The 12,715-nt window shown below is 74.2% G+C and carries 11 protein-coding genes; 2 read left to right on the forward strand and 9 right to left on the reverse strand.

The window, feature by feature from the left end; translation table 11 throughout:
- Positions 1 to 4: 4 nt before the first annotated feature.
- The 9 genes from ABZ565_RS02470 to ligD all read right to left on the reverse strand — a co-directional run bounded on the left by ABZ565_RS02470 (position 5) and on the right by ligD (position 10,017).
- Positions 5 to 310 carry a hypothetical protein gene (locus tag ABZ565_RS02470; protein WP_361019537.1) on the reverse strand — a complete coding sequence of 102 codons (306 nt, stop codon included), beginning with the start codon at positions 308 to 310 and terminating at the stop codon, positions 5 to 7.
- Positions 311 to 387: 77 nt separating this feature from the next.
- On the reverse strand, positions 388 to 1,485 hold the full coding sequence (locus ABZ565_RS02475; protein WP_361019540.1) for an amidase family protein: 1,098 nt from the start codon (positions 1,483 to 1,485) through the stop codon (positions 388 to 390).
- A 5-nt stretch (positions 1,486 to 1,490) separates the two neighbouring features.
- Positions 1,491 to 2,948 carry a penicillin-binding transpeptidase domain-containing protein gene (locus tag ABZ565_RS02480; protein WP_361019543.1) on the reverse strand — a complete coding sequence of 486 codons (1,458 nt, stop codon included), beginning with the start codon at positions 2,946 to 2,948 and terminating at the stop codon, positions 1,491 to 1,493.
- Complete coding sequence (locus tag ABZ565_RS02485) at positions 2,945 to 4,342, reverse strand: FtsW/RodA/SpoVE family cell cycle protein (RefSeq protein WP_361019550.1); 1,398 nt, start codon at positions 4,340 to 4,342, stop codon at positions 2,945 to 2,947. The genes ABZ565_RS02480 and ABZ565_RS02485 overlap by 4 nt, the downstream gene beginning before the upstream one ends.
- Before the next feature lie 62 nt (positions 4,343 to 4,404).
- Positions 4,405 to 5,700, reverse strand: coding sequence for a HAMP domain-containing sensor histidine kinase (locus tag ABZ565_RS02490; protein WP_361019552.1), 1,296 nt, complete (start codon positions 5,698 to 5,700; stop codon positions 4,405 to 4,407).
- Entirely contained in the window at positions 5,697 to 6,425 is a 729-nt protein-coding gene (locus ABZ565_RS02495) for a hypothetical protein (RefSeq protein WP_361019555.1), read from the reverse strand. The genes ABZ565_RS02490 and ABZ565_RS02495 overlap by 4 nt, the downstream gene beginning before the upstream one ends.
- A 106-nt stretch (positions 6,426 to 6,531) precedes the next feature.
- Positions 6,532 to 6,867: a zinc-ribbon domain-containing protein gene (locus ABZ565_RS02500; RefSeq protein WP_361019558.1), complete on the reverse strand. Its 336-nt coding sequence runs from the start codon at positions 6,865 to 6,867 to the stop codon at positions 6,532 to 6,534.
- Positions 6,864 to 8,978, reverse strand: coding sequence for a HEAT repeat domain-containing protein (locus ABZ565_RS02505; RefSeq protein WP_361019561.1), 2,115 nt, complete (start codon positions 8,976 to 8,978; stop codon positions 6,864 to 6,866). The genes ABZ565_RS02500 and ABZ565_RS02505 overlap by 4 nt, the downstream gene beginning before the upstream one ends.
- Positions 8,979 to 9,126: 148 nt before the next feature.
- Positions 9,127 to 10,017: a non-homologous end-joining DNA ligase gene (ligD, locus tag ABZ565_RS02510; protein ID WP_361019564.1), complete on the reverse strand. Its 891-nt coding sequence runs from the start codon at positions 10,015 to 10,017 to the stop codon at positions 9,127 to 9,129.
- A 62-nt stretch (positions 10,018 to 10,079) separates the two neighbouring features.
- On the opposite strand from ligD, the gene ABZ565_RS02515 reads away from it, so the two are divergent.
- Both ABZ565_RS02515 and glyA read left to right on the forward strand, forming a co-directional pair.
- Positions 10,080 to 11,147: a Ku protein gene (locus tag ABZ565_RS02515; RefSeq protein ID WP_361019567.1), complete on the forward strand. Its 1,068-nt coding sequence runs from the start codon at positions 10,080 to 10,082 to the stop codon at positions 11,145 to 11,147.
- Between the two features lie 230 nt (positions 11,148 to 11,377).
- Positions 11,378 to 12,658, forward strand: coding sequence for a serine hydroxymethyltransferase (gene glyA / locus ABZ565_RS02520; protein WP_361019570.1), 1,281 nt, complete (start codon positions 11,378 to 11,380; stop codon positions 12,656 to 12,658).
- Positions 12,659 to 12,715 lie beyond the last annotated feature (57 nt).

The raw sequence follows: 12,715 nt of genomic DNA on the forward strand, positions 1-12,715 counted from the left end.
GCCGTTACTCCGAGACCTCGATGATCTTCCCGTCCTTGTCGAGGGTGTGCTCGTTCCAGTACGTCCACCACTCGTCGTCCACATGCTCCGGGACCTTGCCCTCGGGGTAGCGGACATACCCCTTGGGCGGCTCCTCGCCGTCCTTCACGCACGCGCTCCCGGTGCTGCCGACGTACAGCACCGGGTACTCGCCGCCGGAGCAGACCGCGTCCGCCGTCGAGCAGGCGGAGGTGAGCAGCGCGAACACCGCGCCGCCGACGGCGAGGGCGGCGGTGGTCCGCAGGGAACGGGGCAGGCTGGACTGACGCATCGTGGCGCTCCTTCAGGGGGTGGCTGTCGGAGTCCAGGCTGCCGTCCCGGGCGCCCGGCCGCCCTGAGTACACGTACTCATCCACGGGGTCCGCGTACGTGTGCGAACAGCTCACCCGGCCCCGACAGCACCCGCTCCACCGCCCCCGCCGCCCCCAGCAGTTCCGCGTCCCGCCCCCGGGCGGCCACCAGGTGCAGCCCCACCGGGCAGCCGTCACCGGTGAAGCCGGCCGGGACGCTCGCCGCCGGATGGCCGCTCAGGTTGAACGCCCAGGTCAGCGCCGTCGAGAAGGTGTCGCCCGGACCCGCGTGGCCGTGCGGGCGGGTCGGCGTGACCGGCGTCAGGAGCAGCGGCGTCCGGGCGAAGAAGGCGTCCAGGCGGCGGTCGTTCTCCGCGCACACCTCCGCCTCCGGCGGCCGTACGTCCCCGCCGCGCACCGCGAACCAGGCCGACGCCGGGTCCAGCAGATCGCAGCCGCCCCCGGTCAGCCGCACCACCCCGGCCGCCTCCAGCCGTCGCACCGCGCCCCGCACCACGGCCGCCACCTCCGGCTCGGTCTCCGCGAAGCCCAGGTCCGGGCTGTAGGCGGCGGACAGCGGCAGCGGGGGAGGGGCCGGGGCGTAACCGTCCAGGACGCACCGCAGATACGCCTCCGCCTCCGCCGCCGACGCCGCCAGCACTCCGGCCGAGGCGAGCCCCGACCGGTCCGGCGAGGGCAGCAGGCCGTTCGTCGTCTTCAGGCCGAACACCCCGCACCAGGCGGCCGGGATGCGCACCGACCCCGCCCCGTCGCTGCCCGTCGCCAGCGGCACCAGGCCCGCCGCGACCGCCGCCGCCGAGCCCGCCGACGAACCGCCCGGGGTCCGGTCCGCGCGCCAGGGGTTGACGGTCCGCCCGTGCCGGCCGAGGCCCCACGTCTGCCAGTACGTCCCCGGACCGGGTACGGAGGTCGAGCCGACCGGGACCCCGCCGGCCGCGATCAGCCGGCGCGCCGCGTACGAGCGCAGGCCGGTGCGGCCCTTCACCGCGAAGGGGAGCCCGGCCAGCGGCAGCCGGGACGCTGCGGGGAGCCGGGCGAGCGCGTCCTCGGGCCAGACGTCGAGGAAGGCGCACAGCCCGGGGTCCTCGCGGGCGATGGAGGCCAGCACCTCGCGAAGTTCCCCGGAATCGGCCATGGGGCTCAGTCTTCCAGGGCCGCCTCCATCACGGCACGGGCGATCGGGGCCGCGCTGCCGCCGCCGCTGATGTCGGCGCGGTCGGCCTCGGCGTCCTCGACGACCACGGCGACCGCGACGGCCGGGCGGGCCGCGCCGTCCGCCTGCGCCCAGGAGATGAACCAGGCGTACGGCAGGTCGGAGTTGTCGACGCCGTGCTGGGCGGTGCCGGTCTTGCCGCCGACCGTCGCCCCGTCGATCGCCGCGTTCGTGCCCGTACCGTCCTGGACGACGTCGACCATCATCTGCCGCAGTCGCGTCGCCGTCATCGGGTCCATCGCCCGGTGGTACGACGTGGACCCCGTGGTGCGGACCGTGGCCCCGTCGTGCTTGGTCGTCCGCTCCACGAGGTGCGGGTGCATCAGCTCCCCGCCGTTGGCGACGGCCGCCGCGACCATCGCCATCTGGAGCGGGGTCGCGGTGGTGTCGTACTGGCCGATCGAGGACTGGGCCAGCTGGTCGTCGCTCATATCCGTGTCGAAGTTGCTCTTCGCCAGCCCGGACGGGATCTTCAGGCCGGTGTCGTTGAAGCCGAACCGCTCGGCCGCCGCCACCATCCCGTCGAGCCCGACCTCCACCCCGAGGTGCGCCATCACGGTGTTGCAGGAGACCCGGATCGCGTCCGCGAGGGACGCCTTCTCGCAGCCGCGCGACTCGTTGGGCAGCACGGTCGAGGTGCCGGGCAGCACGTACGGGGACGGGGTGTCGGTCTCCGCGTCCGGATCGGTGACGACCTCCGCGTCCAGCGCGGCCGCCGCCGTCACGATCTTGAACGTGGAGCCCGGCGGATAGGTCTGCCGGATCGCCCGGTTGAGCATGGGCCGGCTCTCCGCGTCGTTCAGCTCCCGCCAGGCACCGGTGACGGAGGCGCCGGTCCCGGACAGCCGCTCGGGGTCGTACGAGGGGGTGGAGACCAGCGCCAGGATGCGCCCCGTCGCCGGTTCGACGGCGGCGACCGCGCCCCGCCGGTCGCCCAGACCCTCGTACGCGGCGCGCTGCATCGCGTCCCGGACCGTGGTGACGACGTCCCCGCCCGGCTGCTGGGTCCTGCTCACCTCGCCCCACAGGGGGAGCGGGGCGAGCAGCGGATCGGTGCCGGCCAGGATGCCGTCCTCGGCGTTCTCGATGAGGGTCGTGCCGTACGTCTGCGAGGCGTAGCCGGTCACCGGCGCGTACAGCGGCCCGTAGCGGTAGGTCCGCTCGTACGCGAGCTGTTCGCCGGTGTCCGTCGAGCCGGTGACGGGCCGCCCGTCGACCAGGATGTTGCCGCGCGGCTGGTCGTAACGGGCAATGGTGTTACGGCGGTTGGCCGGGTTGTCGTCCAGCGAGTCGGCCTCGAAGACCTGGACCCGGGCGGCGTTGGCCAGCAGGGCCACGAGCAGCAGCAGGCAGAACGCGGCGGCGTGCCGGATGTAGCGGATCACCGCTCGTCCTCCGCGTCGGGAAGCGCCGCCGGGACCGACGCCACCACGCCCGTCTCCACCTCGTCCGGCGCCGGTCTGCGGGCGAGATCGCTGACCCGGATCAGCAGCGCCACGATGATCCAGTTGGTGACCACGGACGAGCCGCCCTGCGCCAGGAAGGGCATCGCCATCCCGGTCAGCGGGATCAGCCCCATCACCCCGCCCGCGATCACGAAGACCTGGAGCGCCAGGATCGAGGCGAGGCCGATCGAGAGCAGCCGCCCGAAGGCGTCGCGCAGCGAGAGCCCCGCCCGGAAGCCGCGCGCCACCAGCAGCGCGTACAGCAGGAAGAGCGCGGTCAGCCCGGCGTACCCCAGCTCCTCGCCCGCCGTCGCCAGGATGAAGTCGGACTTCGCGGCGAACCCGATGAGCACGGAGTGGCCGAGCCCCAGCCCCGTACCGAGCATCCCGCCGGCCGCGAAGGCGAACAGCGACTGGGCCAGCTGGCCCGGCCCGCGTCCGGCGTCGATCGAGGCGAACGGATCGAGCCAGTCCTGCACCCTGCTGTGCACATGCGGCTCGAACGAGCCGACGACGAACGCGCCGACCGCCGCGAGCAGCAGCCCCACCGCGATCCAGCCCCGGCGCCCGGTCGCCACGTACAGCAGGATCACGAAGAGGCCGAAGAACAGCAGCGAGGTGCCCAGATCGCGTTCCAGGACCAGGACGCCGACGCTGAGCAGCCAGATCGCCACGATGGGGCCGAGCACCCGCCCGGTGGGCAGCTGGAACTTCCAGACCTTGCGGCCGGTGTACGCGAGGGCGTTGCTGTTCGCCGCGAGGTAGGCGGCGAAGAAGACGGCGAGCAGGATCTTGGCGAACTCGCCGGGCTGGAAGGAGAAGCCGCCGATCCGGATCCAGATCTTCGCCCCGTTCACCGCCGGGAAGAAGATCGGCACGATCATCAGGACCAGCGCGGCCGCCACCGACACGTACGCGTAGCGCTGGAGGATCCGGTGGTCGCGCAGGAACACCACGACCGCGATGAAGAACGCGACCCCGATCGTGGACCAGATCAGCTGGGTCGTCGCGGCCCGGTCGCCCGGGGTCTCCAGGTCCAGCCGGTAGATCAGCACCAGGCCGATCCCGTTGAGCAGGACGGCGATGGGCAGCAGCAGCGGATCGGCGTACGGGGCGCGGAGCCGCACCGCGAGGTGCGCGAGCAGCGCGAGCAGGCCGAGTCCGCCCCCGTACCCCGCGACATCGGGCGGGACCGCGTCGTCGTGGGCGAGCCCGACCGCGGCGTAGCCGTAGACGGAGATCAGGACGGCCCCGATGAGGAGCGAGAGTTCCACGCCGCGCCGCCTGGGCAGGCGCAGCTCGGGCGGGGGTGGGTCCGCCGTCGATGCGGTCATGCCCCGCAACGTAGCAAGGCGCGGGCGTTATGTCGGTTATGTCGCGACGCGTACGGGGCGGCTCAGAGCCCTTCCCCCTCCGGCCGTACGTACCGGGGCAGCGTCAGCCGGGCCACCGCCCCGCCGTCCGGCGCGTTCCCGAAGGTCAGCACCGCGCCCATCACCTCGGCCTGGCCGGCCGCGATGGTCAGCCCGAGGCCGTGGCCCTTGCCGCCGCCCTCGGTGCGGAAGCGCTGCGGGCCGCCCGCCGTCAGGTACTCCGGGAAGCCGTCGCCGTGGTCCCGCACGGTCACCACGGGCCCGTCGACGGTGAGGACCACGGGCGGCCTGCCGTGCCGGTGGGCGTTGCCGATCAGGTTGCCCAGGACGCGTTCCAGGCGCCGCCGGTCCGTCTCGACGCGCACGGGCTCCCCGGTCACCTCGACCACGGTGTCGGTGCCCTGTGCCACGCGGGCGGCGAGCGGAACCAGTTCGTGGGCGTCCAGGTCCACGTGTTCGGTACGGGCGTCCAGACGCGAGATCTCCAGCAGGTCCTCGGTCAGGGCGCGCAGGGCCCGGGCCCGGTCCTGCACCAGCTCGGAGGGGCGGCCCGGCGGCAGCAGCTCGGCGGCGGCCGACAGACCGGTGAGCGGGGTCCGCAGCTCGTGCGCCACGTCCGCGGTGAACCGCTGTTCCGCCTGGAGCTTGCGCTGCAGCGCCGAGGCCATGGTGTCCAGCGCCCCGGCCACGACGGCGACCTCGTCCTGCCGCCGCGAGGGGTCCGCCGTGCGCGGGTCGTCGACCCGGGCGTCCAGGTCGCCCGCCCCGATCCGCCGGGCCACCCGCGCGGTCTGGTGCAGCCGCCGGGTGACCCGGGTGACCGCGAACGCCCCGACCAGCAGCGTGGCGCCGATCGCCAGCAGCGAGGAGCCGATGATCGCCCCGTCCAGGCCGTTGATGGTGCGGGCGCTCTGGCTGTAGTCGGTCCAGGCGGCCAGCGCGTGCCCGCCGTCCGCCGGGGCCGCCGCCCACATCACCGGCCGCCCCCGCAGCCGGCCGGTCATCGTGCCCCGCCGCCCGCCCGCCGCCAGCGCCCGCAAGGGCCCGGGGAGCCCCGGCGGGTCCAGTCCGGAACGCGGCGGCAGCGCCTCGCCCGCCTCGAAGGCGCCCGTCACGTCGGTCAGCCGGGCGAGGGACTTCTCGCGGGCGTGGCCGACGGTCTGGCGGGTGACCGCGGTGTGCACCAGGACGCCGAGGAGCGCGGCGAGCACGCAGCACATCACGGTGATGAACACCGCGGCCTTCCAGGTCAGCGTCGCCGTCCAGGCCGGAAGCCGCGGCCGCGCCCGCCCCCGCGGCGCCCCCGCCGGGCGGCTCACCGGCGCTCCGCCGACAGGGAGGCCGTGGGCCGGGGCGTGCGCGGGGCGGAGGGGCGCGGCACCGGCGGCCGCCGCCGGTCGTCGCGGGTGCGCAGGATCTCGTCCTGCGTCGGCAGCATCGCGCGCTGCCGGCCGTCCCAGGACCAGGCCGTGCGGTACTCGTATCCCGTGATCGCCGACGGCGCCCGCATGATGAGGTCGCGCCCGGCCAGCTGGACGCTGATGACCGCGTCCGACGTGGACATGATCCGGGTGAGCCCGCCGGACTCCGGCATGTAGACGCGTACGGACAGCTGACGGCCCGGCATCCGGACCGCGAGGACCATCTCGTCCCGGCCGTCGCCCGTGAGGTCCCGGAAGTACGGCGGCAGCACCGGGCAGGTCCGGGGCGTGGTGCCGCAGGCTTCGACCAGCTCCACCGTCCGGGCCGGCAGCTCACCGACCTCGCCGGCCCGCTCGGGCGGCACCTTCAGGCCCGCCCGCACCACCGCCACCGGATCGAGGCGGCGCACATCCCCGCCGGTGACCCGGATGCCGGGGATGCGCGCGGTCTCGCCCTCGCCGTAGTCGTAGGGGGCGGCGGACGCCGGAGGGAGCGTCGGCCACAGCCGCACCGGGCCGTTCGCGGACGGGGTCCGGCCGGCGCTCCGCAGTTCCCCGCCGGTGCCGCAGCCGGCCAGCAGCACTACCCCCAGGGTCACCAGGGCGGGCAGCGGCAGACGCATGACTTCCTCCGTTCCCGGCGAGCGGACGGGCCGGCCCTGCCGACCTTATTCGGAAGGAAGTCTCTTATGCGTATTTAGTGCTGATGTGCAGTCAGGGTGGCGCGGACTACTGCTGGTACGGGTTCTGACCCGGGCCCGCAGGACCCGAGGCGCCCGGCGCGTAGCCCTGCTGCGGCGCCTGGCCGAACGGGTTGCCGCCCTGCGAGGCCGCGTGCTGGGCCAGCAGCTGCTCGGCCTGCTCCTTGGGTATCCGCTGCTCGCCACCGCAGAACGTGCACTGCGTGGCGTACGAGGTGGAGATCGGGAACAGCGGCACGAAGAACAGCGTGAACTTCGTGACCCGCTTGCGCAGCGTGTGCGCCGCCGGATTCCCGCACCAGCCGCAGACCAGCGTCAGGATGGCCAGCTGGTACAGATAGCCTCGCGTGCCGAAAATGATCATGTCGGTTCCTTCCCCGTGTTCCCCGGGAGCGCCCGGCGGCAGAGCGCCAGCAGCTTTTCGTCGGTGTACGTGTCGTGGCTGCCGTAGGCGCCTTCCGGCGCGTTGTGACGGCGTACGGAGGTGAGCTCGGCGAGCAGCACACGTGCCGTGTCCGACCCTGCACCAGCGGGCCTCATCCGCGCCAGGCATTCCGCCACCCGGACCCGGACCCGGTGGTTCTGCTCCCAGGCGGCCAGCAGCACCGGGACGGACTCCTCGGCACGACCGGAAACCTCCCACAGAGCGATCGCCGCGTCCACCCGCACCCACAGTTTCCCGTCCCGCAGCAGCTCCCGCAGCCGGGGCGTCCCCGCCGCAGCCCGCCCGCCCAGCCGCCCCACCGCGTCCGCCGCCGCCCGCCGCGCGTCCACGTCCGGGGCGGCCAGCCCCGCGATCAGCGCGGGCAGCACCGCGTCGGCGTCCCCCTCCACCGCCCACAGCGCCCCGGCCGCCTCGGCCGCCTCTGCCGTCCCGGTCCGCCGCAGCAGGGCCCGCAGCTCCGGTACGGCGCAGCGGGCGGCGGGCCCGAAGGCGGCGAGGGCCCGCAGCGCCGCCGTACGCACCCACTCGCCCCCGGACTCCGGGGCCTCGCGCAGCACCCGCAGCACCTCCGGGGCCGCCTCGCCCGCCCGGAGCGCGGTGAGCGCGCTCAGCAGCGGGCCCACCCGGTCGTACGCCCGCTCGTCGAGCACCGCCTCGCCCAGCCGCCGCCGCAGCGCACCGGCCAGCGGACGGGCCGCCTCGCCCAGGCGCGCGACCCCGGGCCCCAGCTCGTACGGCACCAGGGGGTGGGCGAGGGCCACCGTCAGGGCGGGCAGGGCGCGCGGGTCGCCCAGCCGGGCCAGGGCCGTCACCGCGCTGCCCAGCTGGGCCCGCCCGTCCGGCCGGGACCGCATCCAGGCTCCGGGGTCGGCCGCCACCCGCTCCGCCAGCGCGTCCGCCGCGGGGGCCGCCAGCCCGAACAGCCCCTCCAGCAGGTGCGAAGCGGCCTCGGCGAGCCTCGGCTCGGGCGCGGCCAGCTGCTCGCCCACCAGCCGCACCAGCTCCGCGTACGAACCCCGCCAGCCGCCGATCAGCCGGTCGCTCATGCGGAGGGCGTCGACGCGCTGCCAGGGGTCGGGGCTGCGCAGCTGGTCGGCCAGGAGCGCCGCCCGCTCGGCGACCCGGTCGTCGAGCCCGGCGTGCAGCGTGCGCAGCAGATCGGCCGTCCAGGGCGCGGCCCGCCCCGCCGTCTCCTCGGCGGACAGCGCCCGCAGCTGCCCCCGCAGGGTCACCGGGACCGCCTCGGCGCCCGGCCCCGGCGGTTCGACGGGGCGTGCCCGGGCGCCCCCGGGCCCGGGTGACGAGGTGTGCAGCTGGCCCAGCAGGCCCGTCACCACGGGCACCACATCGCCCGGCAGTGAGCACGGTGCGCAGCGCGCCAGCTGGGCCAGGGCCGCGAGCCGCAGCCCCGGCGGGCCCGCATCCGCGGCCAGCCGGCCGAGCCAGTCGGCGACCGGACCGGCCAGCGGCCGGTGGCGCAGGGCGAGCCGCCCCGCGGCCTCGACCAGGGCGAGCCGCACCTCCTCGTCCCGCTCCGCCGCCAGCCGCGCCCGCAGCAGGGCCAGCACTCTGGCCGGGTCGCCGTGCAGGGCGGCCAGGGCGAGCGGGGCGCTCAGCCGTACGCCCGGGTCGTCGTCGGCCAGCAGCGCGAAGAAGACCCCGGCACCGGCGGAGACGGCCGCCGCGGCCATCGCGTAGTTGGCGGCGCCCTCCGCCTCGTCCTCGCCGATCTCCTCCTCGTCGTCCGAAGCGAGGTCGATGCCGCCGATGCTGGTCAGCAACTCGACCAGGTCGCCCCGGTCCGGCACCCAGGGGTCGGCGACCAGCTCGAAGAGGAAGGGGATGCAGGCGAGCGTGCACGGATAGACGTCGCCCTGGTGGTGCACCGCCCCGTACATCCCGTCCAGCGCCCGTTCGCGCTCCGCCGGATCGGCGGAGGCCAGACCCCGTAACAGCCCCGGCACGTCGTCCGCCGGTCCGTAGGCATGTTTCATCGAGGCCCAGTCGACCTCTTCGATCCCCGCGAACACGCCATCGCCTCCCCGCCGACGTCACACACGCAGTGTCTGCGCAGAGTGTGCACCACGACTCCGGCGATCCGACCGTCTCCGGCGCGCTTTTGCCCTGAGACATGACAAGGGTCGCGTGCGTGCGGTATGGACGGGCGGGCCCGCAGGGTCAGGCCGGAAGCGGCCGTCCCTCTGCCGGGTCGCACAGCGCGGCGAGCAGATCGCCGTGCCGGTCCAGCCGCGCCGCCATGGCGTCCGCCAGGAACACAAGGCCACCGGGGGAGCGGCAGCCCTCGATCTCGGCCCAGGTGACCGGCGCCGAGACGGCCGGCCCGGCGCGGGCGCGCAGGGTGTAGGGCGTGGCGGTGGTCTTCGCGGCGGCGTTCTGGCTGAAGTCGACGAAGACCTTCCCCGGCCGCAGCGCCTTCCGCATCCGGTGCACCACCAGGTCGGCGAGCTCCCGCTCCGCCCGGACGGCGAGGCTCTTCGCGTACGCCGACACCGCCGCCGAGTCCGTGGGGACGATCGGGACCAGCAGATGCAGGCCCTTGGAGCCCGAGGTCTTCCCGTACGCCGTGAGGCCGTCCTCGGCCAGCCGCTCCCGCAGCCACAGGGCGACCCGGCAGCACTCGACCACCGTGGCGGGCGCCCCCGGGTCCAGGTCGAACACCAGCCGGTCGGCCACCGCGGGGGTCTCGGCCCGCCACTGCGGGGTGTGGAACTCCACCACCAGGTTGGCGGCCCACATCAGGGACGCGAGGTCCTGGACGACCACCTGTTCGGACGGCTCGCTCTCGCGGTGCGGTACCGGGGTCCGGTGTACCCAGGACGGAGTACCGGGCGGCGGGTTCTTGGTGAAGAAGAGCTGGCCCTCCGGCCCGTCCGGATAACGCAGGAAGGACACCGGCCGGTCCCGCAGATGCGCGAGCAGCACCCCGGAAGCCGTGGCCGCGTAGTAGTGCAGCACCTCGCCCTTCGTGGTGCCGGTGGCCGGATACAGCACCTTGTCCAGATTGCTCAGGGACAGCCGTCGCCCCTCCACCTCGGTGATCGGCGTCATACGATAAGAATCACACGCATAACGTCTTTTTCTTCGCATGTACGGATCCAAGGGGTGAACCGGTGAGATCCATCTGGAACGGCGCCATCTCCTTCGGGCTGGTCAGCATCCCGATCAAGCTGGTCAACGCCACCGAGAACCACTCGATCTCGTTCCGGCAGATCCACGTCGAGGACGGCGGACGCATCCGCTACCGCAAGGTGTGCGAGCTGGACGGGGAGGAGGTGAACTCCTCCGAGATCGGCAAGGCGTACGAGGACGCCGACGGCTCCATGATCCCGATCACCGACGAGGACCTGAGCCATCTGCCGCTGCCCACCGCGAAGACCATCGAGATCGTGGCTTTCGTCCCGGCCGACGCGATCGACCCGCTCCAGATGGACGCGGCCTACTACCTCTCGGCCAACGGGGTCCCGGCGGCGAAGCCGTACACCCTGCTGCGCGAGGCCCTGAAGCGGAGCCGGAAGGTGGCCCTCGCCAAGTACGCGCTGCGCGGACGCGAGCGGCTGGGCATGCTCCGGGTCGTCGACGACGTGATCGCCATGCACGGGCTGCTCTGGCCGGACGAGATCCGGGCCCCCGAGGGCGTCGCCCCCGAGTCCGACGTGACGGTCCGCGACGCCGAGCTGGACCTCGCGGACGCCCTGATGGACACCCTCGGCGAGGTCGACATGGACTCGCTGCACGACGACTACCGAGAGGCGGTCGAGGAGCTGGTCGCCGCGAAGGCGTCCGGCGAGGCCCCGGAGCCGGCCGACAAGGGCGCGAAGGGGGGCGGCAAGGTCATCGACCTGCTCGCCGCGCTGGAGAGCAGCGTCAAGGCCGCGAAGGAGGCCCGGGGCGAGGGGGAGGACGGGGAGGAGCCCGTAGCGGACGTCACGCACCTCGCAGACCGCAAGGCGTCCGGCACCGAGAAGAAGGCCTCCGGCTCCGGGGGCACCGCCAAGAAGTCCGCCTCCTCCCCGAAGTCCACCGGCGGCAAGAAGTCCACGTCGAGCGGTACGGGCAAGCCGGCGGCCAAGAAGACCGCCTCCAAGAGCACCGCGAAGAAGACGGCCGCCAAGAAGACGACGGCCAAGAAGCAGAGCGGGTCCAAGAGCACGGCGTCCCGCAAACGCGCCTCCGCCTGACGGAGCGGGCGGCTCCCCGTCCGCCCGAATCGCCGTTGCGCACCCCGGACGGGTGCCCGGTAAGGTGCGGAAGGCCGCGACTGGCGCGCACCTCCTCGCGGGGTGCTCAGTGGAATCGACCACGAGGGAGCGGCACACCCCGGGCCTGCCCGGGGGCGTCATGCCGGAGAGCCGTCCGCCTGGGCATCCGGGTCCACGCCGCAGCCATGCGACCGACCCGGGAGGAACCCGTGACGTCCGTACCCGCACAGCCCCGCCACCCCGCCCTGGCGGCGACCGATCCCCAACTCGCCGCCCTCGTGGCCGCCGAGGAGCAGCTCCAGGCGGACACCCTGCGCCTGATCCCCAGCGAGAACTACGTCTCCGCCGCCGTGCTCGAAGCGTCCGGCACCGTGCTCCAGAACAAGTACTCCGAGGGCTACCCGGGGAAGCGCTACTACGAGGGCCAGCAGATCATCGACCAGGTCGAGACGCTGACCGCCGAGCGCGCCAGGACCCTCTTCGCCATGGACCACGCCAACGTCCAGCCGTATTCCGGCTCCCCGGCCAACCTCGCCGTCTACCTGGCCTTCCTCAAGCCCGGCGACACCGTGCTCGGCATGTCCCTGCCCATGGGCGGCCACCTCACGCACGGCTGGGGCGTCTCCGCCACCGGCACCTGGTTCAACGGCGTCCAGTACGGCGTGCGCCGCGACACCGGCCGCGTGGACCTGGACGAGGTCCGCGACCTGGCTCTCGCCGAGCGCCCGAAACTGATCTTCTGCGGCGGCACCGCCGTGCCCCGCACGATCGACTTCGCGGGCTTCGCGGAGATCGCCCGCGAGGTGGGCGCGGTCCTGGTCGCCGACATCGCCCACATCGCGGGCCTGGTCGCGGGCGGCGCCCACCCCTCGCCCGCGCCGTACGTGGACGTCGTCTCCACGACCACCCACAAGACCCTGCGCGGCCCGCGCGGCGCGATGCTCCTCAGCCGCGCCGAGCACGCCCGCGCCCTGGACCGCGCGGTCTTCCCCGGCCTCCAGGGCGGCCCGCACAACCAGACCACGGCCGCGATCGGCGTAGCCCTGAAGGAGGCGGCCACCCCGGACTTCCGCACCTACGCCCACGCGGTGGTGGCCAACGCCCGCGCGCTGGGCGAGGAGTTGGCGGCCCGGGGCTTCGACCTGGTCTCCGGCGGCACCGACAACCACCTCCTGCTGGTGGACCTCACCGGCAAGGACATCCCCGGCAAGCCGGCGGCGAAGGCCCTGGACCGGGCCGGCATCGTCGCCAACTACAACGCGGTCCCCTACGACCCCCGGAAGCCCTTCGACCCGTCGGGCATCCGCCTCGGGACGCCCGCGCTCACGTCCCGGGGCGTCCCCGTCTCGGAGATGGGCACGATCGCGGGGTGGATCGACCGCGTGGTCACGGCTGCCCGGGCGGGCGACGAGGACGCGATCACGGGGGTCCGCGCCGAGGTGAAGGAGCTGATGGACGCGTATCCGGCGCCGGGGCTGCCGGTGGGGTGAGGGCCGGGCGCACCGCGCCCGTCACGACGAGCGCGGTGCCGCGGCGAAACACCCTCG

The organism is Streptomyces sp. NPDC016469, from assembly GCF_040632905.1.
Lineage (GTDB): Bacteria > Actinomycetota > Actinomycetes > Streptomycetales > Streptomycetaceae > Streptomyces.